Source organism: Acinetobacter sp. Ag2 (assembly GCF_001005515.1).
GTDB lineage: Bacteria > Pseudomonadota > Gammaproteobacteria > Pseudomonadales > Moraxellaceae > Acinetobacter > Acinetobacter bereziniae.
In genome coordinates this window covers 49528-73776 of sequence record NZ_LBNA01000035.1, presented here as the reverse complement: position 1 = coordinate 73776, position 24249 = coordinate 49528, and the positions used below count along the sequence as shown (strand labels likewise).

General features: G+C 39.7%; 23 protein-coding genes. 19 read left to right on the top strand and 4 right to left on the bottom strand.

Annotated features, from left to right (window positions below; translation table 11 throughout):
• Positions 1-1266: 1266 nt before the first annotated feature.
• The 19 genes from AAV97_RS04815 to AAV97_RS04725 all read left to right on the top strand — a co-directional run bounded on the left by AAV97_RS04815 (position 1267) and on the right by AAV97_RS04725 (position 20636).
• Positions 1267-2994, top strand: coding sequence for an acetolactate synthase 3 large subunit (locus AAV97_RS04815; RefSeq protein WP_046759958.1), 1728 nt, complete (start codon positions 1267-1269; stop codon positions 2992-2994).
• Entirely contained in the window at positions 2991-3482 is a 492-nt protein-coding gene (gene ilvN / locus AAV97_RS04810; RefSeq protein ID WP_004825027.1) for an acetolactate synthase small subunit, read from the top strand. Before AAV97_RS04815 ends, ilvN begins: the two co-directional genes overlap by 4 nt.
• A 147-nt stretch (positions 3483-3629) precedes the next feature.
• Positions 3630-4646: a ketol-acid reductoisomerase gene (ilvC, locus tag AAV97_RS04805; RefSeq protein ID WP_004825025.1), complete on the top strand. Its 1017-nt coding sequence runs from the start codon at positions 3630-3632 to the stop codon at positions 4644-4646.
• An 84-nt stretch (positions 4647-4730) separates the two neighbouring features.
• Positions 4731-5528: a tetratricopeptide repeat protein gene (locus AAV97_RS04800; protein ID WP_046759957.1), complete on the top strand. Its 798-nt coding sequence runs from the start codon at positions 4731-4733 to the stop codon at positions 5526-5528.
• Positions 5529-5633: 105 nt separating this feature from the next.
• Positions 5634-6470, top strand: coding sequence for an XAC2610-related protein (locus AAV97_RS04795; RefSeq protein WP_046759956.1), 837 nt, complete (start codon positions 5634-5636; stop codon positions 6468-6470).
• A gap of 86 nt (positions 6471-6556) precedes the next feature.
• On the top strand, positions 6557-7843 hold the full coding sequence (locus AAV97_RS04790) for a glycosyltransferase family 4 protein (RefSeq protein ID WP_009584398.1): 1287 nt from the start codon (positions 6557-6559) through the stop codon (positions 7841-7843).
• A gap of 30 nt (positions 7844-7873) precedes the next feature.
• Positions 7874-8425 carry a phosphatase PAP2 family protein gene (locus tag AAV97_RS04785; protein ID WP_004825017.1) on the top strand — a complete coding sequence of 184 codons (552 nt, stop codon included), beginning with the start codon at positions 7874-7876 and terminating at the stop codon, positions 8423-8425.
• Between the two features lie 173 nt (positions 8426-8598).
• Complete coding sequence (gene iscX, locus AAV97_RS04780) at positions 8599-8799, top strand: Fe-S cluster assembly protein IscX (RefSeq protein ID WP_004725877.1); 201 nt, start codon at positions 8599-8601, stop codon at positions 8797-8799.
• A gap of 142 nt (positions 8800-8941) precedes the next feature.
• Positions 8942-9373, top strand: a complete 432-nt coding sequence (ndk, locus tag AAV97_RS04775; protein WP_004725878.1) for a nucleoside-diphosphate kinase — start codon at positions 8942-8944, stop codon at positions 9371-9373.
• Positions 9374-9550: 177 nt separating this feature from the next.
• Entirely contained in the window at positions 9551-10801 is a 1251-nt protein-coding gene (rlmN, locus tag AAV97_RS04770; protein ID WP_046759955.1) for a 23S rRNA (adenine(2503)-C(2))-methyltransferase RlmN, read from the top strand.
• A 59-nt stretch (positions 10802-10860) separates the two neighbouring features.
• Positions 10861-11664, top strand: a complete 804-nt coding sequence (gene pilW, locus AAV97_RS04765; RefSeq protein WP_004825013.1) for a type IV pilus biogenesis/stability protein PilW — start codon at positions 10861-10863, stop codon at positions 11662-11664.
• Positions 11655-12443 carry a helix-turn-helix domain-containing protein gene (locus AAV97_RS04760; RefSeq protein WP_004825011.1) on the top strand — a complete coding sequence of 263 codons (789 nt, stop codon included), beginning with the start codon at positions 11655-11657 and terminating at the stop codon, positions 12441-12443. Before pilW ends, AAV97_RS04760 begins: the two co-directional genes overlap by 10 nt.
• Positions 12444-12464: 21 nt before the next feature.
• Complete coding sequence (gene ispG, locus AAV97_RS04755) at positions 12465-13580, top strand: flavodoxin-dependent (E)-4-hydroxy-3-methylbut-2-enyl-diphosphate synthase (RefSeq protein WP_046759954.1); 1116 nt, start codon at positions 12465-12467, stop codon at positions 13578-13580.
• On the top strand, positions 13577-14872 hold the full coding sequence (gene hisS / locus AAV97_RS04750; protein WP_046759953.1) for a histidine--tRNA ligase: 1296 nt from the start codon (positions 13577-13579) through the stop codon (positions 14870-14872). The genes ispG and hisS overlap by 4 nt, the downstream gene beginning before the upstream one ends.
• A 30-nt stretch (positions 14873-14902) precedes the next feature.
• On the top strand, positions 14903-15604 hold the full coding sequence (locus AAV97_RS04745) for a YfgM family protein (protein WP_004825005.1): 702 nt from the start codon (positions 14903-14905) through the stop codon (positions 15602-15604).
• Positions 15604-16752: an outer membrane protein assembly factor BamB gene (gene bamB / locus AAV97_RS04740; protein WP_046759952.1), complete on the top strand. Its 1149-nt coding sequence runs from the start codon at positions 15604-15606 to the stop codon at positions 16750-16752. Before AAV97_RS04745 ends, bamB begins: the two co-directional genes overlap by 1 nt.
• 184 nt (positions 16753-16936) lie before the next feature.
• On the top strand, positions 16937-18346 hold the full coding sequence (gene der, locus AAV97_RS04735) for a ribosome biogenesis GTPase Der (protein WP_009584395.1): 1410 nt from the start codon (positions 16937-16939) through the stop codon (positions 18344-18346).
• Between the two features lie 83 nt (positions 18347-18429).
• A complete protein-coding gene (locus tag AAV97_RS04730) occupies positions 18430-19077 on the top strand; it encodes a 4'-phosphopantetheinyl transferase family protein (RefSeq protein WP_046759951.1) in 648 nt (215 codons plus the stop codon).
• Positions 19078-19412: 335 nt separating this feature from the next.
• The gene (locus tag AAV97_RS04725; protein ID WP_046759950.1) at positions 19413-20636 is read left to right on the top strand and encodes an ammonium transporter; all 1224 of its coding nucleotides are present in this window, start codon (positions 19413-19415) and stop codon (positions 20634-20636) included.
• Positions 20637-21152: 516 nt separating this feature from the next.
• Here AAV97_RS04725 and rsfS read toward each other — a convergent pair.
• The 4 genes from rsfS to AAV97_RS04705 form a co-directional block, all read right to left on the bottom strand.
• Complete coding sequence (gene rsfS / locus AAV97_RS04720; protein ID WP_046759949.1) at positions 21153-21554, bottom strand: ribosome silencing factor; 402 nt, start codon at positions 21552-21554, stop codon at positions 21153-21155.
• Between the two features lie 101 nt (positions 21555-21655).
• Complete coding sequence (locus tag AAV97_RS04715) at positions 21656-22450, bottom strand: hydroxypyruvate isomerase family protein (protein ID WP_046759948.1); 795 nt, start codon at positions 22448-22450, stop codon at positions 21656-21658.
• A 97-nt stretch (positions 22451-22547) separates the two neighbouring features.
• Complete coding sequence (locus AAV97_RS04710) at positions 22548-23417, bottom strand: NAD(P)-dependent oxidoreductase (protein WP_046759947.1); 870 nt, start codon at positions 23415-23417, stop codon at positions 22548-22550.
• 38 nt (positions 23418-23455) lie between these two features.
• Entirely contained in the window at positions 23456-24244 is a 789-nt protein-coding gene (locus AAV97_RS04705; protein WP_046759946.1) for a crotonase/enoyl-CoA hydratase family protein, read from the bottom strand.
• Between the last annotated feature and the right edge of the window lie 5 nt (positions 24245-24249).

The following is a 24249-nucleotide window of genomic DNA, read 5'->3' as shown; positions in this document are numbered from 1 at the left end:
GGTGGTGGATGCGGTTGTAGTACAAATGAACCCGAAACGACTAAAAAATCAGAAGTGCAAGCAGTTAAATGGAAATAACTTAATCTGTATGTTCTCTTGAACCATTTCAAAGTTTAAGAGTCATTTTGGCGAAATAAAGAAGCCATTTTCAATTGAGAATGGCTTTTTTTATTGGTCTTATCTTGACCTGAGTTTGATGTAATTAAATTCTCAAATCATTGAAAAATAATAAATTTTTTATGTGGCTTGCTGCGTTTTTATCAAATTTTAGGATGAGGAGCGGAGCTCCGCAAGCGCAACCATCAATAGCGTTTTATTTCTCTTGATCAATAAAATGAAAGCGATCAATAGATTGTTTGATGATCTAGAGCTTGCACTGCCACGCTTTAGTGCTAAAGTTTAGGCTATGCCTCACTTTTCAGAGATGAAAAGTGACAAAAATCTTTCGTTGAGCGAGGGGTACATCCTCATACCCCCGCTCAACATGGCGACATTCATGTCGCCTCAAGATCGCAAGACCATCGATGATTCAAAAGTACAAAATAAATGAGTCATCCAAATCACTTGTATGAATAGTCTGGCGGTTTGACTGTATCATCTTTCATCAAGGATTTTTATCTAACTCAGGTTAATCATATTATTTAGCGATATATCAAAAACGTTATTGATCGGAATGTAATAAATACTTTAAGTGAAGTTTTAGAGTATTTTGATCATTATTATTTTGGCTAGAAAAAATAGTGTGCCTGAATGAATTTTTTATATCAATTTTACAAAACCATCGTTATTTGGTGAGAGGGTGTTTTTCATACAAAAATATAAGTTTTAAAATAATTCTTTTGCAATTTTATTGAGTTATAAGTGATTGAAATTTTATTTATAATACACTTAAAAAAAAGGAATAGTTTTAAAAATAAACGGTTGGTAAATAATCAATAAAAACCTTATGAGAAACCTTGACTTTGTTCGCTAAAACTACAAAAATGCTTGCTCAAGTTTCAGATGTTTTTTTCGATCACCCTTCGAATAAAAGTATCAAAGCAAGCAATAACATTTTCTCTAAGCCGAGAAAATGACCAATACCGAAACATGTTTATCCCAACATATTTCAGTGATTCATACAGCCCACACGGTTGCGTGACGATTTATTTTTTTATTGCTGCAAAAACGAGTCAATATGTGTGCTATAACAGAGCGCACAATCAATGAATGAAACACAGTCTATGTCTCCCATAGTGCTGTGGAAAAAAGATTAGGGTGAATACGTTGGAACTTTTATCTGGTGGTGAAATGCTTGTTCGTGCATTGGCGGACGAAGGCGTTGAACATGTTTTTGGATACCCAGGCGGCGCAGTATTACATATTTATGATGCGCTATTTAAACAAGATAAAATTAATCATTACCTCGTGCGTCATGAGCAAGCTGCTGGTCACATGGCAGATGCATACTCACGCGTGACAGGTAAAACAGGTGTCGTACTGGTCACTTCTGGACCTGGTGCAACCAATACCGTAACACCAATCGCCACAGCTTATATGGACTCAATCCCAATGGTGATTTTGTCTGGACAGGTTGCAAGCCATCTGATTGGTGAAGACGCATTCCAAGAAACAGATATGGTGGGGATTTCTCGTCCAATCGTAAAACATAGTTTCCAAGTGCGTCATGCAAGTGAAATTCCTGCAATAATTAAAAAAGCATTTTATATCGCTTCTTCTGGACGTCCGGGTCCTGTTGTTGTTGATATTCCAAAGGATGCGACCAATCCTGCAGAAAAATTTGCGTATGAATATCCTGAAAAAGTAAAAATGCGTTCTTACCAACCTCCGCATCGAGGTCATTCAGGTCAAATTCGTAAAGCAATTGATGAGTTGGTGAATGCAAAGCGCCCAGTGATTTATACGGGTGGTGGTGTTGTTCAGGGTAATGCTTCTGAATTACTCACGGAATTGGCGCATTTATTAAATTATCCAGTGACCAATACCTTGATGGGTTTAGGTGCTTTTTCTGGAAATGATCCGCAATTCGTAGGCATGCTCGGAATGCATGGTACTTACGAAGCCAATATGACCATGGCAAATGCTGACGTTATTTTAGCAATCGGCGCACGTTTTGATGACCGTGTAACCAACAATCCTGCTAAATTCTGTCCAAATGCTAAAGTTATTCATATTGATATTGACCCTGCGACCATTTCGAAAACGATTATGGCGCATATTCCAATCGTGGGTGCGGTAGAACCTGTACTTCAAGAGATGTTGGTTCAGTTGAAGCAAATGAATGTTTCAAAGCCAAATCCAGAAGCGATTGCAGATTGGTGGGCACAAATCAATGAATGGCGCAAAGTTCATGGTTTGAAGTATGAAGCAGGTCAAGATGGTGTGATGAAGCCACAACAAGTGGTTGAAGCATTGGATAAGATTACCAATAGTCAAGCAATCATTACTTCTGATGTTGGTCAACATCAAATGTTTGGTGCCTTGTATTATAAGTACACACGTCCACGCCAATGGATTAACTCAGGTGGTTTGGGGACAATGGGGGTAGGTTTGCCTTATGCAATGGCGGCAAAATTGGCATTCCCAGATCAACAGGTGGTGTGTATTACAGGTGAAGCATCTATTCAGATGTGTATCCAAGAGCTTTCTACATGTAAGCAATACGGCTTAAATGTGAAAATTCTTTGCTTAAATAACCGTGCTTTAGGAATGGTTAAGCAGTGGCAAGATATGAACTATGAAGGACGTCATTCAAGTTCTTATGTTGAATCTTTACCTGATTTTCCAAAACTTATGGAAGCATACGGGCATGTTGGTATCCAGATTGACCATGCAGATGAGCTTGAATCTAAGCTTCAAGAAGCGATGGCGATCGACGATAAATGTGTGTTTATCAATGTCATGGTTGACCGTACAGAGCATGTATATCCAATGCTGATTGCAGGTCAGTCAATGAAAGATATGTGGTTGTCTAAAGGGGAGCGTACTGAATGAGACATATAATTTCTGTACTCGTTGAAAACGAAGCTGGTGCGCTTTCTCGTTTGGTGGGGTTGTTTTCTCAACGTAACTACAACATTGAAACTTTAAATGTAGCACCAACTGAAGATCCAACCATGTCGCGTTTGACATTGACGACTTATGGTGATGATCACAAGATCGAGCAGATTACCAAGCAACTCAACAAATTGGTTGAGGTGGTTAAGGTTGTTGATCTGTCTGAGGGTGCGCACATTGAGCGTGAACTGATGCTGATTAAAGTCAAAGCATTAGGTTCTGCACGTGCCGAGATCAAACGCACTGCGGATATTTTCCGTGCGCAAATTGTCGATGTAACACCAACGACTTATACCATTCAGATTGCGGGTACAACAGAAAAAATTGACGGCTTTATTGATGCGCTTGCAGAGAACACAATTTTAGAAGTGGTTCGTTCTGGCGTATCAGGTATTGCCCGCGGTGAAAAAGTTCTTTCACTGTAATTTATTCAACCCTTAATTAATTATTTGATTTTTTATTCCCTCATGTATAACCTCTTCTCGGAATAGAAGAGGGACTTAGACTAGAAGATTCCAAACAAAAATCTTCAGGATAAGAAGAGGAAACACAGCATTATAGCGGAGACAGCAATGCAAATTTTTTATGATAAAGACTGCGACTTATCTATCATCCAAGGTAAAAAAGTAGCGATCATTGGCTACGGTTCACAAGGTCACGCACATGCGCTTAACCTTAAAGATTCAGGTGTAGACGTTACTGTTGGTTTACGTGCTGGTTCAACTTCTTGGAAAAAAGCTGAGAATGCAGGTCTTAAAGTTGCTGAAGTTCCAGCTGCTGTTGCTCAAGCTGATTTAGTCATGATTTTGACGCCGGATGAGTTCCAATCACAACTTTATCGTGATGTGATTGAACCAAACATCAAAGAAGGCGCAACTTTGGCATTTGCTCATGGTTTCTCTGTTCTTTATAACCAAGTTGTTCCGCGTAAAGATTTAGATGTAATCATGGTTGCACCAAAAGCGCCTGGTCACACTGTACGTTCAGAGTTCCAACGTGGTTCAGGTGTTCCTGATCTGATTGCGATCCATCAAGATGCTTCTGGTAATGCACGTAATGTTGCACTTTCTTATGCTTCTGGCGTAGGTGGTGGTCGTACAGGAATCATCGAAACTTCATTCCGTGAAGAAACTGAAACTGACTTATTCGGTGAGCAAGCAGTTCTTTGTGGTGGTGCGGTTGAATTGGTTAAAATGGGTTATGAAACGCTTGTTGAAGCGGGTTATGCACCAGAAATGGCTTATTTCGAATGCTTACACGAACTTAAATTAATCGTTGATTTGATGTTCGAAGGCGGTATCGCAGACATGAACTATTCAGTATCAAACAATGCTGAATATGGTGAATATGTGACTGGTGTTGAAGTGATCAACGAGCAATCACGTGAAGCGATGCGTAATGCGCTTAAACGTATCCAATCTGGTGAATATGCGAAGATGTTCATTCAAGAAGGTGCGTTGAACTATCCATCAATGACTGCTCGCCGTCGTCAAAATGCAGCGCACGGTATCGAAGTAACAGGTTCTAAGTTACGTGCAATGATGCCTTGGATTCAAGCGAACAAAATCGTTGATAAAGAAAAGAACTAATTTTTAGTTTTACCAAAGCCCACTCTTTTGAGTGGGTTTTTTTATGCTATATTTTAGATAAATTGAATAATAAAGTCGCACAAAATGGAATTAAAAAAACAATTTACCTTGATTGGTTCGCTGAGTTATTTTGCTATAAGTTTGACGTTTGCGCAAAATATAGTTGTAGAAGCTACTCGGCATACATCTCAGTCTGAATCGAGTAATGTTCAAAATTTGGAAAAGAATGTGCTTGATGAAAAGCTTGCCTATGATGCTTTAGAAAAAGCCAATCAGTATTTAATCGCGGGACATCCGCAGCAGGCGATTGTAACCTTAAATACTGCAATTCAATATTTTGAAAAATATCAAAATAGTCGTCAATATGTCCTTTATGCTGCCAGCGGAACAGCTGAAACCTTACTGTATCTAACGCTTGATATCGGAAAGCAAAAAGATATTAGAGTCTTTTCAGGAACTTGGGCTGACTTATATTTTCAAACAGCTTATGCCTATATTGAAATGAGTGATTGGAGCAATGCACAGTCAGCGTTACAAAAAGCATTGTTATTGTCTCCTTTTAATAGTGGGTATTTAAAAGAACTGGGATTTATTCAGCAAGCACAAAAACAGTGGCAAGCATCATTAGAAAGTTTTAAAGCAGCTGAAGAGTATGTGTATTTGGTTGAGCCTGAGCAGAAAAGATTGGCGATTCAGCAGGGTGTAAGGCGTAGTCTAGGAGTAAGTTTAATTGAATTAAATCAACTGGATGAAGCGGTTAAATATTTTAATCAGGTGTTAGAAGCTGATCCGTCTGACTCAAAGGCGCGTAATGAATTAAAATACATTGATGAGTTGAAGAAAAAAGGTGATATTGCCAAACAGCCAATTGGTCGCGTTTAGATTCCGATCTTTTAAATCATCTAAGGGTCGCAATAATTAACTTATAAAAAATTATTTTGTGATAGATTACACATTATTGATTATCGTTGAATATGGTTTTGAATCATGAAATTTAAACTTTTTCTCACTATGATGACTTTGTCTATTTCATGTTTTGGTTATGCTGAAACTCAATCTGTATCGACCCAAACAAACCCAGGTTTAAAGCCATTGAGTGGTGTGCGTGTGTCGATGCAGCGTATGCTTAAATCAGGTGAAGGTCGTTATTATATGAACCTTTATGCAGGGATTTCACATCCTCATGGCGTACTGACTGATTTAATGAATGGTACAACGATAGACTTTAAAGGAACTCAAAAAGGCGATCAGTTAGATTTAAAATCACTGGCTTCAGAAGCAGATAACACCACTGTTGGCAAGTATCAACTGACAGGTGTGCTGAATGCAAATAGAGGATTGTTTAAAGCTACACTTTTAGAAGCAGGCAAAACAGCTGGGCAATCCATACAATTTGAACCTGCTTTTAAGGTCGTGAATAAACCAGTTTTTATCTTTAAATTCTATGGTCAGGACGATGCCAATAGCTCATTTGGCAAAACTTTAAAACGTGTAGATGTATTGAATAAAAACAACAATACTGTCGTGCAAAGCCTTACTGGGTTTACAGGCTATCCAAACAGTGTCGGTTATATGGATATCAATTTTGATGGTTATTATGATGTGATTGTTTCTGACTTATCTCAAGGGCGCACAGTAGAGGATAAACGCTATATTTATTGGATGTATAATCCAAAAACTCAACAGTTTCAGCGTTCTCCACAACTGGAAAAGATTGCAGGCTTTCCGAACCTGCATGGTGAAAAGCAACAGATTGACTTTGGCAATGGACAAGTTTACCAAGTGGAAAACGGTCTACTCATTCGCGTGAAAGGCGATCAGTAATTGGTCAAAAAACTGTCATAAAATAATCATTAAATTGTCAAGAAAATAACCTAATCTGTTAAAAAAATGAACAGATTAGGTATCGTATGAATAAACCGTTCACGAACACCTTGCAATTTAAACAACAAGATTTTCCCGATAATATTCAGTATTATTTCAACCCAAACAACAAGAAAACGACAACGAATAATGATGACCTTATTCGTGATTTATCTCGACCTCGTCTCAAAATTGCAATCGTGACTGAAACATGGCCACCAGAAATTAATGGTGTTGCTTTATCTTTGATGCAACTGTGTAAAGGGTTGCAAAATCAAGGGCATAAAATTCTGCTTATTCGTCCTGAGCAAAAAGCGCAATGCTATGACTTCGTTCCCAATAAAGAATGCTTGGTGAATGGGCAATCAATTCCAAAATATCCAGATATGAAGTTCGGTTGGCCACAATTCCTCAAAGTTTCTCAAGCGATTTCAGCATTTACACCCGATGTCGTGCATATCGTGACTGAAGGACCATTAGGATTTACAGCATTACACGCTGCAAAAACACGACGTATCCCCGTTTCAAGTGGCTTTCATTCACAATTCCAAGAGTTTAGTCGGTTCTTTGATTTGGCATTCTTGGTCAAGCCGATTCAAAGTTATTTGAGATGGTTTCATAATGCAACACAACTGACCTGTGTCCCTAGCCGTGACACTGAAATCGCTTTACGTGAATTTGGTGTGACCTGCCCATTGGTCGTCGTAGGCAGGGGGATTGATACAGATCGGTTTTCTTCACAACGTTATTCAGCACAGCTTAGGCAGCAGTGGGGCGCAGATGAAAACACTACGGTGTTGATTTATGTTGGGCGTTTATCTTCGGAAAAAGAAGTTAATGTGGTAATTGATGCTTATTCGGCGTTACGTAAGCAATCTCAGCGTCAAGTCAAATTGGTGTTGGTGGGAGATGGTCCTGATCGTAGCCGATTAGAAAAAATGCCAGGTGCAGAACATGTGATTTTCATGGGTAGCCTAAGTGGCACGCAACTTGCTGAAGCTTATGCAAGTGCCAATGTTTTTGTATTTGCCAGCCAAGTCGAAACATTTGGTAATGTGGTGATTGAGGCGATGGCAAGTGGCTTACCGATTATTGCCTATGATTATGCCTGTGCCCAACTTCATGGCAAACATACACAAACAGGTTGGTTATGTTCAATTGGCGATATTCAACAGTTAACACAACATGTGTTGCAAATTCCAGATAACAACATGCTGAAACGCATGGGGCAACAAGCCATGCAAGATGTTCAAAGCATCGGATGGCAACATCCAGTTCATCAATTCGAAGAAGCACTATATCAGGTTACGCAGTATGCAAAACGGCTGACCTAGTTCATCTCAAATAATGAGAGGAGAGTGAAAATGAATTTTAAAAATACCAAAATAAAAATGCTCGATCTCGATCTTAGAGGTTGCTTATATCTCAATAACTTATCGCATACGCAAAGTGTTGCAACGTTTTTTAAAACCATTAGTCGTCTAGGTGATGGTGCATTTTGGTGCGCAATGTTAATGCTGGTATGGTTGCAAAAAGGCTGGATGTATGGACTGCAATTGCTCTATGTCGTGGTTGCTGGTCTGTTAGGAACGGGGATTTATAAATTTCTAAAACATAAAACAGTTCGCCCGCGACCTTATCAAGTCCATCAGGTGATTATTTTAGGTGAGCGCCCTTTGGATCACTTTAGTTTTCCATCTGGTCATACTTTACATGCAGTGATGGCAACCATCGTCTTTGGTTATATCCAACCCCTGATGTTATTTATCATGACACCTTTTACTGTGTTGATTGCGCTGTCTCGAATGGTTTTAGGATTGCATTATCCAAGTGATGTGATTGTTGGGGCACTGATTGGTGCAAGTGTCGCAAGCTTGATTGTTTTAACTGCGCCTTATTTAGGAGTTATTCTATGATGGTTTATTTATTGGTGGTATGTAACTTCATTTTTAAAGAATCGGATGACTTTGATCATCAAGGTTTTAATTTTGAATGATGGTCTACACCTAGTCGCAAATATAGACGAATTGTCCACAGCCCCTAAGATTTGGTAAAGTAGCAGAATTAAATAAAGCAAAGGAACATGAGCATGGGCTTACGTTGGACAGACACGATTGACATCGCAATTGAACTCAGTGAAGCGCACCCAGATGTAGATCCACAATGGGTGCGTTTTACCGATATGCATGCTTGGATTTGTGCTTTGCCAGAGTTTAGTGATGATCCAACAAAATCGACAGAAGGTTTGTTGGAAGCCATTCAAATGGCATGGATTGATGAAGCAAATTAATCGCTTCTCGATGTAATTCAATGGTGGAATCTCACTACACATCGAAAAATCCAATTTTTTTACAGATTAAAAGCGGAAAATTATCCATTATTCGGTATAATGCGCCAAAAATTTCGTGTCAAATTGACTTAAGGAGCCAATCATGGCTATTGAACGTACTTTATCTATCGTAAAACCAGATGCAGTTGCTAAAAACCACATCGGTGACATCTTTGCTCGTTTCGAAAAAGCTGGTCTTAAAATCGTTGCGACTAAAATGAAACACCTTTCTAAAGCTGAAGCTGAAGGTTTCTATGCTGAGCATAAAGAACGTGGTTTCTTTGGTGATTTAGTTGCATTCATGACTTCTGGTCCAGTAGTTGTATCTGTTCTTGAAGGCGAAAACGCTGTTCTTGCTCACCGTGAAATTCTTGGTGCAACAAACCCTAAAGAAGCTGCTCCTGGTACAATCCGTGCAGATTTCGCTGTAAGCATCGATGAAAATGCTGCTCACGGTTCTGACTCAGTTGCATCTGCTGATCGTGAAGTAAACTACTTCTTCGCTCAAACTGAAGTTTGTCCACGTACTCGTTAATTCGACGTATTTAGGGTCTATTTTTCTCATCCAATAAATCTTCGATTTATGAATTGATAACAGACCCGAAACCAGATAGGTGATATACTGCTTGTCTGGTTTTTTTATTTTTGTTGTTTTTATTGATTAAATGCTGATCAATATTTTTCATTATACGGCATGATTTAGGTAATCCCCATGAGTTCTGAAGTTGTCGCTTCATCGTTAAATTTAGATGAACAGCAGCCTGCATCGTCACATACAGTACAGGCTGACCGTGTTCAGTCTGCACATGCACAGAAAGTGAATTTACTTGGCATGTCACGTCCGCAATTGGAAAAATTCTTCGAAGAAATGGGGGAGAAAAAATTCCGTGCTGGGCAAGTAATGAAATGGATTCATCAGTTTTTTGTCACTGATTTTGCTGAAATGACCAATATTTCAGGCAAACTTCGAGAAAAATTAGAACGAATTTGCGAAATTAAGGCACCAGAGGTTGTTCATCGCAACTATTCAAAAGACGGCACACGTAAATGGGTTTTCCGAGTGGGCGATGGTGCAGGTTCACTGGTAGAAACCGTGTTGATTCCTGCTGAGGATAAGACGGGGTCACGTAAAACCTTATGTATTTCTTCACAAGTCGGCTGTGCGCTTGACTGTTCATTCTGTTCAACAGGTAAGCAGGGTTTTCAGCGTGATTTATTGCCAGATGAAATCATTGGGCAATTGTGGATGGCGAACTATTCTTATATGGAAGATGTACCAGTCGCAGAGCGCGAACGTTCTGTGACCAATGTGGTTATGATGGGAATGGGCGAACCACTGTTGAACTATGATGCAGTTTTGAGTTCGATGAATATCATGCTGGATGATTTTGCTTACGGAATGTCAAAACGCCGTGTCACATTATCGACATCAGGTGTAGTTCCGAAAATTGATCAATTGGCACAAGATATTGATGTTGCTTTGGCGATTTCCTTACACGCGCCAAATGATGAATTGCGTAATGAATTGGTACCAATCAATAAAAAATATCCTTTGGCGCAATTGATTGCTGCATGTCAGCGTTATATTGCCAAAGATGGTAATGAAAGTTCACGCAAGCATGTGACGATTGAATATGTGATGTTGGATGGTGTGAACGATCAACCTGAACATGCACAACAAATGATTAGATTGCTGAAAAACTTACCAAGCAAAATTAATTTAATCCCATTTAACCCATTTCCACACGCACCTTATGGGCGTTCAAGTCGAAATCGAATTATTTCTTTCCAAAAAACTTTGTCTGATGCAGGTTTTGTGTGTACGATTCGTCAGACACGTGGTGATGATATTGATGCGGCTTGTGGACAATTGGTGGGGCAGGTTGCAGACCGTACACGTCGTGCTGAACAGTGGAAAAAGAAAGTGGCTGAACGTGGTGAAATTATACGTTCACAAGGTTAAAGATCTGTAGACATAGATTTATATCAACAAAGAATCAGGGGCTGACTTTGAGAAAATCGATGTATCAAAAAGCAGTTGTAATATTGGCAATTGGTTTATCTGCATTGGTGGTACAGGGTTGTCAAACGACAAACTCAGACACAATTATAAAAAAAGATCCTGAGAAAGCCGTCAAAGTTCGGACCCAGTTAGCTGCGGAGTATATTCGATCAGGCGATCTGGATGCAGCCAAACGTGCACTTGATCAAGCTCTTGAAACAGATTCGCGAGATTCAGCTGCCAATATGATGATGGGGGTTTTACTACAACAAGAAGGTAGTAAGATCAGCATGGAAAAAGCGGATGGCTATTTTAAGCGTGCGATTTCCAGTGATTCGAAAAATGCGCAGGCTCGTAATAATTATGGAACATATTTATTTGTTAGCGAGCGTTATAATGATGCGATTGAGCAGTTGAGTATCGCAGGCGCATCTCTTGGATACGACCAGCGTTATAAGGCTTTAGAAAATTTGGGGCGGGTATATTTAAAAGTTGGTGATACAGCAAATGCCGAAAAAGCATTCAAAAATGCCCTACAAGTCAATCGCGATTCGATCATTTCTTTGGTAGAGTTGTCTGAGATTTTCTATTTGCAACAAAAAAATGCGCAAGCAAGTCAACTCTATGAACAATATGTTCGTTTAGTAGGTCAGGACAAACAGGGCGCAAGAGCACTCTGGATTGGTTTACGTATTGCACGTGCCAATAATGACCAGATGGGAATGCAAGTACTGGTGAACCAGTTGCGGGCATTATTCCCTGACAGTAAAGAATATCAACGTTATCTGCAATTACAGTACAGTACTGAGGCCGTATGGAAGTAAATCCTAATTCACAGCAACCTACAGGTTCAAACGTAGCATCTAATGGCTTAGGAAATGTTCAACGTCCAGGTGAGTACTTGCGTCAAATTCGAGTCTCGAAGAACCTAGACATTCAAGATGTTGCAAAAGAGCTGAAAATGCCTGTAAAAACCTTACAAGCATTAGAGCAAGATGAATATAAATCTTTGCCAGAAGCGACTTTTATTAAAGGCTATTATCGTTCATATGCGAAGTTTTTGGGTGTTGATGCAACTGTCATCATTCAACGTTTTGATGAAATTTATCAAAATGATACAGGGCTTTTACCGAACCATGCATTGAACAATTCTCCGATCAAGATCATGGGTAAGCTTCCGGGTTCAAACAGCGATCGTAATAAAAAATGGTTGAAGCGTGCTTTGATTGCCATTGTTGCGATTGCCGTGATTTGGGCTTTGATCGCAGGAATTCAAAAGTTTACATCAAGTAAAAGCAATGACACTGATGCTAAACCACAAGAGTCTGAAGTAGAGGTATTGAACTTAAACAATGCAACTGCGACTTCTGGTGACCAAATGGTGTTGAATTTTAGCCATCCAACCTCTGTGCATATTGTGGACAGCACAGGAAAAGTTTTGGCAACTGGTCGTCAATCTGCGACATTGACACTGAGTGGTCAGTCACCATTCCAAATTCGACTCGATGATGCAACTGCTGTGTCATTAAGCCTTAATAATGAACAGATTTCATTGTCTCCATATACAGTGAACGGAAAAGCAGAATTCCGTTTGTCACGTTAATGGGCAAGAGTAGATAAGATCATGATTGAGAATCCAATCAAGCGTCGTCCAACACGTAAAATACGTGTGGGTTCGGTGTATGTCGGTGGTGATGCCCCGATCAGTATTCAAAGTATGACCAATACTGAAACATGTGATGTTGATGCAACGGTTGCGCAGATTCAACGCTGTGCAGATGTGGGCGCTGATATCATGCGTGTTTCAGTACCAACGATGGAAGCTGCCGAAGCTTTTGGTGAAATTCGTAAGCGTGTTACCATTCCTTTGGTGGCGGACATTCATTTCGATTATAAGATTGCTTTGAAAGTCGCTGATATGGGTGCAGATTGTTTGCGTATCAATCCTGGTAATATTGGTTCTGAAGCCAAAATTCGTGAGGTTGTGGCTGCCGCACGTCATCACGATATTTCGATGCGTATTGGGGTCAATGCTGGATCTTTAGAGAAAGATATTCAAAAGAAATATGGTGAACCGACAGGACAAGCTTTGCTTGAGTCTGCGATGCGTCATATTGATATCTTGGATCGTTTGGATTTTCAAGAATTTAAAGTGTCGGTAAAAGCGTCAAATGTATTTTTGACAATGGATGCTTATCGTTTATTATCTGCACAGATTGATAACCCACTGCATTTGGGTGTGACTGAAGCAGGGGTATATCGTACAGGTTCTGTGAAATCTGCGATTGCTTTAGGTGGTTTGTTGATGGAAGGCATTGGTGACACCATGCGTATTTCATTGGCAGCAGAGCCTGAAGAAGAAGTTAAAATTGGTTTTGATATTTTAAAATCATTGAGTCTTCGTTCAAATGGGATCAATTTTATTGCCTGTCCAAGTTGTTCACGTCAAGAGTTTAACGTGATTAAGGTCATGCAAGCTCTTGAAGAACGTTTGGAAGATATTCGTACACCGATGGATGTATCTGTCATTGGGTGTAAAGTCAATGGTCCGGGTGAAGCCAAAGAAGCTGATATTGGTATTGTCGGTGCAAGTCCTCGCTCACTCGTGTATCGTAATGGCGAAAAGAGTCATTTAATAGATACAAATCAGTTGGTTGATGAAATCGAAACGATGGTTCGTCAACGTGTTCAAGAGCTTGAAAAAGCTAAAGCTAAAGAGATTATCCGTAGTTCATCATGAGTTCAATTGTCGCAATTAAAGGTTTTAACGATGTTCTTCCAACGCAAACTGCTGCATGGAGACGTCTTGAGCAACATTTAGCATCACTTATGGATGCTTATGGTTATCAGCAAATCCGTTTGCCGATCGTTGAACATACCCATTTGTTTAAACGTTCAATTGGTGATGCAACTGACATCGTTGAAAAGGAAATGTATACATTTCTGGATAAAGGTAATCCACCTGAATCTTTAACATTGCGTCCAGAAGGGACTGCGGGTTGTGTGCGTGCGATGTTGGAGCATAACTTGTTGCGTGGTGCGAATCCACGTGTTTGGTATGTGGGTCCAATGTTCCGTTATGAGAAACCTCAAAAAGGACGCTATCGCCAATTCCACCAATTTGGTGTTGAAACTTTTGGTGTGGCAACACCAGATCAAGATGCTGAACTGATTCTGATGACGGCACGTTTGTGGAAGCGCATGGGGGTTGCAGATAAAGTTCAACTTGAGTTGAATACTTTGGGTGAATCTGATGAGCGTGCCGAGTATCGTGCAGCATTGGTTGAGTTTTTGACAGCTCATCAAGCAGACTTGGATGAGGACTCACAACGCCGTTTGACCACTAATCCTTTACGTATCTTAGATTCAAAAGATGCACGTACCCAACAAATTCTTGAAAATGCGCCAAAGTTGCATGACTTCTTGAAAGAAGACAGTTTGAATCATTTTGCCCAGTTACAACAGTATTTAACGGATGCTGGAATTAGTTTTGTGATCAATCAAAAACTGGTACGTGGTTTAGATTATTACAACAAAACAGTATTTGAGTGGACCACAACGCATTTGGGTTCTCAAGGAACTGTCTGCGCAGGTGGTCGTTACGATGGTTTGGTTGGGCAGCTTAAAGGTAAGCCAGATCAATCTGTGCCAGCTGTGGGTTTCGCCATGGGGATGGAACGTTTATTGTTGTTGCTTGAGCAAGTTGAAGACAATACTCCAACGCGTGAGTGTGAGCTATTTTTGCTTTCTGACCCGGTGACACAAGGGCAGGCTCTGGTTCTGGCTGAGCAAATGCGAGATCAAATCGAAACGGCAAACAGTACAATCCGTTTAAAAACAGGTTCACAAGGTTCTATGAAGAGTCAAATGAAGAAAGCAGACCAGTCTGGTGCGATCTATGCATTGATCTTTGGTGAACGTGAAGCTGAAGCACAGCAAGTTTTAGTTAAAGAACTTGCTACAGCTGAACAACATGAAATTCAGGTGTCTGAAATAGTACCGTTTTTCATTGAAAAACTTTCGTCAAAATAAGCCGATAATCATAAGGAAAAGGGGAGTCAAATGAGCGCAATGACTGATGAAGAACAACTGGATAGTGTGAAGTCATTCTTTAAAAAATATGGCTCGGCTATGGTCACTGGTGTGCTCATTGCATTGATTGCCTTTTTCGGTTGGGAATATTGGCAAAAGAAAACTTTGGCTGAAAATCAAAACCAAACAGCTAAAATTCAACAATTGATGGATGAGGCAAGAGCAGCCAATGGTGATGCCAAAGTCACGGCTGCATTGGTATCATCCGCAGATAAAATTGTGAAAGACAATCCAGATTCAGTACAGGCGATTCAGGCTCAAATTATCATGGCAAAACTTGCTTATGATAAAAATGATTATGCCTTGGCTGAGCGTGAGTTGAAAAAAGTCGAAAATTCCAAAATTAAAGATGCTGGTTTGTTACAAGTTGTAAAAATTAAATTGGCTGATGCACAATTGGCGCAAAAAAAGTTTGATGATGCTTTGAAAACCTTGTCAGCTGTGAATGATCCTGCATTTCAAGCCAGTGCTGATGAGATGAAAGGCGACATTTATGTAGCAAAAAATGACACTGAAAATGCCAAAAAATCGTATCAAGCAGCATGGAATGCAGTTGTTGAGCGTAAGCAAGAACGACAAATTTTACAAATTAAACTCGAAAGTGTTGGCGTATTAGTAGAAGATCCTGATCTTGAGCGCCCAATTTTAGCAACACAAGTGGATGAGTCTTAATGGATAGAAACTTTAAAATACCTTTTGCTTTAGCAATCTTATCAATCGCTTTAATCGGCTGTTCAAGCAATAAGATGAAAGAAGTTAAGATTAAGCCGAATCCACTCCCTAAAGTTGCACAAGCATCAAGCTTGGTTCAAGTTTTTTCGACCAGTGTTTCGTCGACCAGCAGTGAAGATGCACTGCGTCTTCGTTTGGATACGGACAATGGTGTCGTATTTGCTTTAGATCCAAAAGGTGAGGTGTCAGCCTATAAAGGTAAACAACGCCTATGGGAAGCTAAAGTGACCAAAGAAGGTCTAAGCTCAGGTGTTGAAGCTGCTGACGGTGTGGTGATTGTGGGCAATCAAAAAGGGCGCATCTTTGCTTTAGATCAAGCTACGGGTGCAACCAAATGGTCTACACAGTTATCGGGCGCAATCATTAGTTCAGCATTGATCCAATCTGGTCGAGTAATCGTGGTTGCAAATGATGGCACTGTCTATGCGTTAGATGTTGAGTCAGGTCAACAAGCCTGGACCTACAAATTACCAAATGCTTCGTTGAGCTTACGTGGTCAAGCTGCCCCAGTAAGTTTGGATCCGCGTACAGTGCTTATAGGAACATCTACAGGCTACCTTTTTGCAATTGATAGTCTTGCAGGTGTGCCTCGCTTACAACGTCGCGTTGCCGTTTCAGAAGGGCGTTCGGATATTCAACGTTTAATTGATGTTGATAGTGAACCTGTGGTTTCTGGGCAGTATGTCGTAACAACAAGTTTTCAAGGGCAAGTTACTGTGCTTGATTTAGCGACACAACGTATTTTGTGGAGTGAAAATTCAAGCAGTATCAATCGTCCAGAAGTGACAGATGGTAAAGTCATCGTGTCACAAACAGACGGTCAAATTATTGCGTATGATTTGATTACTGGGCAAGAAATCTGGAAAAATGAGCAATTGCTAAATCGTAACCTGAGTAATCCTGTGTTACTCGGTTCAAATCTTGTTGTTGGTGATTTGGATGGTTATTTGCATCAAATTGATCTCAACAGTGGAACTACACTGGGGCGCGCTAAAACCAGTGGTGAAGTCCGTACCTTAAGAGTGATTGATAATCAGCTCTATGTTTCGACACGTAAAGGTGCTTTAAGTATTTGGCAAAGTCGTTAACTGATTAGGATTCTCTATTTTTTTAGTCTTGTGCTAAAATAGAGCCATCCGTAAGAATTTCATGCACGGGGTGATTGCAAATCAATACCCCGTGTTTTTATTTTAGGTTTTTCCTACTTTTCTTCCTATACATTTCTGATGTTCAGACCAGTCATACTGGCTGATCTTGAATAAAGGTTATTTTATGAAACCCGTAATTGCGCTCATTGGTCGTCCAAACGTCGGCAAATCAACGTTATTCAACCAGATTACCAAGAGCCGTGATGCACTTGTTGCTGACTTTGCAGGTCTAACCCGTGACCGCAAATATGGTGATGCAACTTATCAAAATAAATCTTTCATTGTTGTCGATACTGGGGGTATTGGTGAAAATGAAGGCGGTATCGATTCATATATGGCAGAACAATCAAAAACTGCGATAAATGAAGCGGATATTATTATTTTTGTTGTGGATGCGCGCGCAGGTTTATTGGCTTCAGATGAGCAGATTGCACGCGAGTTACGTACGCTTGGCAAAAAAGTGTATTTGGTTGCCAATAAAGTCGATGGTGTCCATGCGGAAGCTGCTTTAGTTGAATTCTATAAGTTGGGTATGGGCGAGCCTTTGCAAGTGGCTGCAAGTCATGGGCGTGGTGTTCAACAAATGCTTGAAGACGTCCTGACGGATATTCCTGAAGATGAGAATGAAGATGAGCATGATAAAGCCACAGGTTTGCGCTTAGCAATTATTGGTCGCCCAAATGTGGGTAAATCAACACTGGTCAATCGTTTATTGGGTGAAGAGCGTGTAGTGGCTTTTGACCAACCAGGTACAACGCGAGATTCAATCTATATTCCTTTTGAACGTGATGGGCGCAAATATACCTTGATTGATACGGCAGGGGTGCGCCGTAAAGGTAAAGTAGACGAAATGATTGAGAAATTCTCAGTTGTGAAAACGCTACAAGCCATGAAAGATGCACATGTTGTTGTGGTGGTGGTTGATGCACGTGAAGGGATTGTTGAACAAGATTTGCATTTAATTGGTTATGCACTTGAAGCTGGTCGTGCGATGGTAATTGCCATTAATAAATGGGATAACATGACCGAATATGACCGTAAACAATGTAAATTAGATGTTGAACGTCGTTTTGATTTTATTCCTTGGGCAAAAATACATTTAATTTCTGCTTTGCATGGCACAGGTGTGGGGGAGCTTTATCCATCCATTCATCGTGCTTATGATTCTTCTCATTTGAAAGTCTCACCTGCAAAATTGACTCAAATTTTGAATGATGCGACTGATGCACATCAACCACCAATGATTAGTGGTAAACGTATTAAAATGCGTTATGCACATATGGGGGGGCAAAATCCACCAACGATCGTGATTCACGGTAACAAAGTGGATAAGACACCAGCAGATTATCGTCGTTATCTTGAAAATGTTTTCCGTAAAGTCTATAAGCTTGAAGGAACACCTGTTCGTATTGACTTTAAAACCTCAGAAAACCCATTCGAAGGGCGTAAAACCCAAGTGGATGAACGTACAGCAGCACGTCGCCGTCGTTATATTCAGAAGTTTAAAAAGGCTGAGAAAAAATTTAGTCGTTAATACAGTCCTTTATGTTGATAAAAACCCAAAGTGATCTTTGGGTTTTTTTGATTTAAACTAAGAAAAAATCTTTGGAATATATTGTGAATCGTACTATTCGGCTTGACCTTAATTCTATTCAAAATATTCTTCCCACTTTTCAATCACCTGATCGTAAAAGCCAAATTCAAGAACTCAAACATGCTATTTATGCATACCGTAATCAATTGATCTCTGATTTGTTATGCAAAGAAATCACAAACCCCAGTTTTGCTCAGACTGAATTTGGCAAACCATACTTAATTGATTATCCAAAGTTTCACGTGAATCATTCACACAGCCAGCAACATTATGCATTGGCAAGTAGCCAACACATGCATGATTTAGGGGTGGATGTCGAAGATTTAGATCGTAAAGTGCGTTTTGAAGCACTGGCAAAACATGCTTTTCATCCTGAAGAATATCAGACTTGGCAGTCGTTAGATTTTGATCCAGTATTTTGGTTTAAAGTCTGGACAACCAAAGAAGCGATTTTAAAAGCTTCGGGCTTGGGGATTCGTTTAAGTTTAAATGAGCTTAATACGCATGTGCATCGTATAAATGATGGGGGGTTATGTACTCATCCATTATTAGGCAGTTTTGCCTATCAGAATTTTAATCTCAGTCGGGTCATGCTTACGGTTGCGTGGCGTTCAGAATTATCCTGCAAAGGTTTTGCTTTTCCACAAATTGAAATTATTCAGCATGATTAAAATACGACTCAAAAGCACTGACTCAATTGAATGGTTGAATAAGAGGAATACATCTATTTTCTTGAATATACACTGCATTATAGACAGAAATTTTGATGTTTGTTTGTGTGAGTCAAGGACTGGTTTTTGCAAATCACCAAGCAAATTGAATATTATCAATATCATCTAAAATATATAAAGATCCTCAAGCCGATGAGTCGTGATAATTTCTTAAAAAAGAGTTTATTTATTCTGGAAATTCTCTATACTTGATAAATTAAATCAAAAGCAAGTCTCTGAAATATTAATTATTGTGAATTTAGAGTAATAAATGATCAATACATTAGGGTCAATGTGTGCAATTAAAATATCTCCTCAGTTTAATTTTTCTCATATTTGTTTGCCCAAATTTTGCATTTGCTTCCGCGATAGAAAGTGACATTGCTGCTTTTAATCTTATTACAAATTATAAACTTCTATTCCTTGGTGGTGTATTTGTCATCTTGATGCAAGCAGGTTTTGCTGTTGTTGAAGGTGGTTATGAAAATACCCAAAAATCCGTTTATGCACTGATTGTGAATTATATTTCAGCGATTTTAGGCACACTGTTTTTTAGTTTGGTGTGTTCCAAAATATTTCATGCTGATGTGGTGGATTCAGTCAATTATCTTAGTGCCATGTTACGGGGGTGGCATTGGAATCTTTTGTTTTTCTATATGCTGATGGCAACGACGATAACCACTGTCGTTGGAAGGGTTATTCCAAATAGAACTTCTTTATGGGTCAACTGGATTGTCGGCTTTATGATCGCAGGGGTTATTTTTCCATTTTTCAGTAGTTGGGTTTGGGGAAATATTGCTTTTGGTGGTGGTTGGTTAAAAGCCCTAGGTTTTATCGATTTTGCTGGCTCAACTGTAGTACATTCAACTGCGGCATGGATTGTCTTGGCGGGATATTTCACCTCTAAATCAAATGATAAGCAGGAAATTTCTAAGAAAGACTTAATCTTTGAAGATTACAAAATTTTATCCTTGGCTTTGGCGGGTTTTATTCTTTGGTTAGCGTGGTCGGGCTTAAATATTGTTTATATTTCGACATACCGTATTGATATTGGTCTGATTGTCGTCAATGCTTTTGCCGCTTTATTTGGTGCAATGCTGGCTTCTTGGGCTTTATCTTTGTTGATGAATAATAAAATCATTTCATGGGCTGAATTGATCAAAGCTGCATTAGGTGGTTTGGTTGCAATTACCGCCAGTTGTGGCTTGGTGGGCTTTTCATCTGCATTGATTATTGGTTTGGTTTCAGGTGCATTGACAAACTATCTTCCTCATTTGTTGACCCGTTGGATCGCTTCAAAACATATTCGCGAAGTTGTCGTGGTACATGGAATATGCGGCATTTGGGGAACTTTGGCAGTATCATTGAGCAATAATCCAAATATTCAACTCACCCATAGAGCCAGTGTACTAGATCAAATTATGGGAATTGGTGTGAATTTTATTTGGAGCTTTGGCATTGCATTCCTAGTTTTTAAGTTGATTTGTAGCATCAATTCAAGATTTAAAGCTCAGATTTAAGACCCTTATGCTCAAACTGCCTGATGATTGATATGCATGATTTGATTTCAATCATTCATATTCAATCGGCTTTATACTTTTGTAAAGATTGCTAAAATCATAAGTGATTTATTTATTGCGTACTTTTAAATCATTGATAATCTTTCTATGGTGAGGCGACATAGATGTTGTAACGTCAAACAGAGTATATGAACAAAAACAAAGCTTAATTGTGTTTGCTGCTCAACAATGTGGTTAAAAAAAAGAGTAAGGCCAAAAAAGAGTAAAGCAAAAAATGGGTGAAGCAAAGTAAGATATTGCCTAAGCAAATTTATTTAAACTTTAGAGCTAAAGTGTGACAATGAACGCTTTAGATCATTTGATGATAGATTCATTGCATTGATGTGAGAGATCAAGAAAAAATTTATAGTATCTTATGGGGTTTAATAGATCGACTAGCGCTTATTAATGAAGGTTATAGATGCAAAAAAAGCGACATAAAGTCGCTTTTTCTATTTTTACAAGTTCAGAAAAAGTTTAGACTACACTTTCTGGTGTTGCACGCCATAAACTTTCTAAATCGTAAAATTTACGTGCTGTTGGAAGCATTACATGTACAACCACAACACCGAGATCAATAAGGATCCATTCAGCATCTCTTTCACCCTCAACACCAATTGGGCGAAAACCTGCTTTACGTGCTTCATCAGCAACATTATCAGCAAGGGCTTTAACATGACGAGTTGATGTTCCGCTCGCAATAACAATAGCATCTGCTACGTTACTGATTTTGCTTACATCAAGTTGAATAATATCTTTGGCTTTTACATCAAGTAGAGCTTCTTGTACGACATTTAAACAGGTCTGTACGTCTTGATTTTGAGTGTTCATTGCAAGTTCGTGAGAATTAGAAGCGCTGGGCGATGGTTCTAAATTCATATAAGGTATATTTTCCAGAAAATATCTCATCTTCTAATATAGCGCTTTTGGCTAAAAAATACAATTATTCAGTGCCAATAATGATGCAAGATATTGTTCAATTAATAGCTATGATTGTTTGAAAAGTATTTTTCTTTCCATGCAAAAGATTGATTCGAATGGGATTGTGGCTTGTATTCTGCCGCAATGAAACCTGTGTAATGACTTTGCTTTAACCATGAAAAAATGGATGAATAATCAATCTGTGCAGTGTCTGGTTCATGTCGCCCTGGGCAATCTGCAAATTGAATATGTCCAATCCAGTCAATATTTTCTTGCAAAGCAGGAAGAACATCTTCGCCCATCATCGCCATATGGTAGCAGTCAAACTGCATTTTTAAAGCAGGGTGTTGCACTGCCTCAAGCATTTCTTGGGCTTGGGCAATATTCTGTACCAGAAAGCGAGGCATGTCTGTTCCATTGATCATTTCAAAAACTGGTTGAATATCGTATTCAGACAACATATGGCATGCCAGTTTGAGGTTGTTTGCTAAAGTGTTTAAACATGGCAGTAAATCTGCATCTTCAGGTTGTTTACCTGCCAATATATTGATGTTTGGAACATTCAGTGCATCGGCATATTCGAGTGCTTGTTCTAAAGCTTGGTGAAACTCAAGTTCTTTACCGGGTACGCCTGCAAGTCCATTACCGCCTTGCATCAAATCTCCGGCAGGTGCGTTGATGAGACAGATATGCAAATCATATTGTTCCAATTGTGCTTGAATTTCTTCAATACTCAATTCATAGGGAAATTGAATTTCTACATGTTGAAAGCCGTGGCAATGTGCCAAAGCAAAGCGTTCAATGAGTGGAACTTCAGTAAAAATCATCGATAGGTTTACTGCGAGTTTAGTCATGGCAATCTTCCGTGCTCTTCTTGGCTTTTATCTTCAATGTAGACGGCAATAGATTATTTTTCAACTTATTTCTGTATGAAGTAAAGCGCCTATATGCCTAAATTTTGTCGACTTGGTGAATGACTGTAGCAAGATCTGCTTCTGCAAAACCCCGGCTTTGGTGGCTGTGCAACTGGTCTAAGGCGCGTTGAGCAACAGGAATGTCTAAACCAAATTGTTGGGCTAATTGAACGGCATTATTGAGATCTTTGGATAAGGTTTGCACTTTCCATTGTACGGGTTCAAAGGTATGACTCGCCATACGTGGCGCAAGAATTTGAAAGGGTTTAGAGTCTGCAAATCCACCGGCTAATGCAGGTGCAAGCAGAGTAGTATCAACACCCGCCTGACCAGCAAGTGCAACTGCTTCCGCAATCAGTGTACTGTTTGCAGCAACGATCAATTGATTACATATTTTGGTTGCTTGTCCTGTGCCCGTTTCCCCCATGCAGGTCACTCTTTGCGAAAGAACGTTATAAACCAAACTCAAGTCTTGGATGGTTTCGCGATGCCCCCCTGCGAAAATCACTAACGTACCATTTTCTGCACCTGCCGTACCACCCGAAACAGGTGAGTCAATCCAAATCACCTGTTTGTTTGCCGCCTGACTTGCAAGTTGTTTGGTGACTGCCACAGATAAACTTGAAAAATCCACAATAACTTGTTGAGCGCGTAAGTAAGGTTCAATGTGTTGGTAAACCTGTTGAACGGCTTGGTCATCCGCGAGGCAGGTCAAAATAATGGGGTAGTCTGCAATTTGCCCGAACTCTAGAGTATGCGCACCCATATCAATCAAGGGGTCACATGCTGTTGCTGTGCGATTCCATACTGCCACATCAAATCCAGCCTGAACTAATCGAGCTGCCATGCGACTTCCCATCAAGCCCATACCAAGAAATGCAATTTTACTGTTACGATCAAAATTCATCTTATTGTTCCCAAGCCTTGTACAGAAATGTTTTTAAACTATTTATATTGGCGTGGTAAGAATTGTACTTCAGGATTCTTGTCTTTTTTACGCGCAATTTGACTGTTTTTTCCTAGAAGTAATTTTAACTGCCAAATCTTTTCTAAGCGTAGCGCTTTTTTAGGCTGGTGTTCCATGGCATCTAAAACACGTTTGGCAGCCATCAAAGCATCAGGAGAGCGTTGTAACATTTCTTCAGCAATGGCTTGGGCTTTTTCTAAGGGTGAGGTGCTTAGATGCGTAACCAAACCAATTTCTTTGGCATAATGTCCATCAAAAATTCGTGCAGTCAGTGTAAGCTCTTTGGCTAAATCGATGCCGATTACGCCTTTGATAGAACGTGTAAGCCCCATATCTGGTACAAGCCCCCAACGACTTTCCATGATTGACATTTTAGTCTCTGGATGCGCAATACGAATATCAGCAGCTAAAGCAAGTTGCATTCCCGCACCAAAGCAAAATCCTTCAATGGCGGCGATGACAGGAACAGGCAATTCTTGCCAAATTAGGAATGCTTTTTGGAACAGGCTTTGCCCCGGTTTAATCAGTTCCCAAGTTGCAAATGCAGTATTTTTAGGGCTATTTAAATCAGCTAGATCAATCCCTGCACTAAATACATTGGCTGCGCCTGTCAAAATCACTACTCGAATGCTTCGATCTTTTTTAATTTTCTCTGCGACTTTGACGAGTTCACGCAGTAAAGCAAAGCTCATGGCGTTGCGTTTATCTGGGCGATTTAATGTAACTGTTGCGATACCATTGTTTTTTTCTATATGTAATAGTGCCATGATCT

Coding starts and splice junctions, on each gene's coding strand:
- AAV97_RS04715 (WP_046759948.1), bottom strand. CDS start 22,450: ATGACTAAACTCGCAGTAAACCTATCGATGATTTTTACTGAAGTTCCA.
- ndk (WP_004725878.1), top strand. CDS start 8,942: ATGGCTATTGAACGTACTTTATCTATCGTAAAACCAGATGCAGTTGCT.
- AAV97_RS04790 (WP_009584398.1), top strand. CDS start 6,557: ATGAATAAACCGTTCACGAACACCTTGCAATTTAAACAACAAGATTTT.
- der (WP_009584395.1), top strand. CDS start 16,937: ATGAAACCCGTAATTGCGCTCATTGGTCGTCCAAACGTCGGCAAATCA.
- bamB (WP_046759952.1), top strand. CDS start 15,604: ATGGATAGAAACTTTAAAATACCTTTTGCTTTAGCAATCTTATCAATC.
- rsfS (WP_046759949.1), bottom strand. CDS start 21,554: ATGAATTTAGAACCATCGCCCAGCGCTTCTAATTCTCACGAACTTGCA.
- AAV97_RS04710 (WP_046759947.1), bottom strand. CDS start 23,417: ATGAATTTTGATCGTAACAGTAAAATTGCATTTCTTGGTATGGGCTTG.
- iscX (WP_004725877.1), top strand. CDS start 8,599: ATGGGCTTACGTTGGACAGACACGATTGACATCGCAATTGAACTCAGT.
- AAV97_RS04795 (WP_046759956.1), top strand. CDS start 5,634: ATGAAATTTAAACTTTTTCTCACTATGATGACTTTGTCTATTTCATGT.
- AAV97_RS04745 (WP_004825005.1), top strand. CDS start 14,903: ATGAGCGCAATGACTGATGAAGAACAACTGGATAGTGTGAAGTCATTC.
- AAV97_RS04785 (WP_004825017.1), top strand. CDS start 7,874: ATGAATTTTAAAAATACCAAAATAAAAATGCTCGATCTCGATCTTAGA.
- rlmN (WP_046759955.1), top strand. CDS start 9,551: ATGAGTTCTGAAGTTGTCGCTTCATCGTTAAATTTAGATGAACAGCAG.
- AAV97_RS04705 (WP_046759946.1), bottom strand. CDS start 24,244: ATGGCACTATTACATATAGAAAAAAACAATGGTATCGCAACAGTTACA.
- AAV97_RS04760 (WP_004825011.1), top strand. CDS start 11,655: ATGGAAGTAAATCCTAATTCACAGCAACCTACAGGTTCAAACGTAGCA.
- pilW (WP_004825013.1), top strand. CDS start 10,861: ATGTATCAAAAAGCAGTTGTAATATTGGCAATTGGTTTATCTGCATTG.
- ilvC (WP_004825025.1), top strand. CDS start 3,630: ATGCAAATTTTTTATGATAAAGACTGCGACTTATCTATCATCCAAGGT.
- ispG (WP_046759954.1), top strand. CDS start 12,465: ATGATTGAGAATCCAATCAAGCGTCGTCCAACACGTAAAATACGTGTG.
- ilvN (WP_004825027.1), top strand. CDS start 2,991: ATGAGACATATAATTTCTGTACTCGTTGAAAACGAAGCTGGTGCGCTT.
- AAV97_RS04800 (WP_046759957.1), top strand. CDS start 4,731: ATGGAATTAAAAAAACAATTTACCTTGATTGGTTCGCTGAGTTATTTT.
- hisS (WP_046759953.1), top strand. CDS start 13,577: ATGAGTTCAATTGTCGCAATTAAAGGTTTTAACGATGTTCTTCCAACG.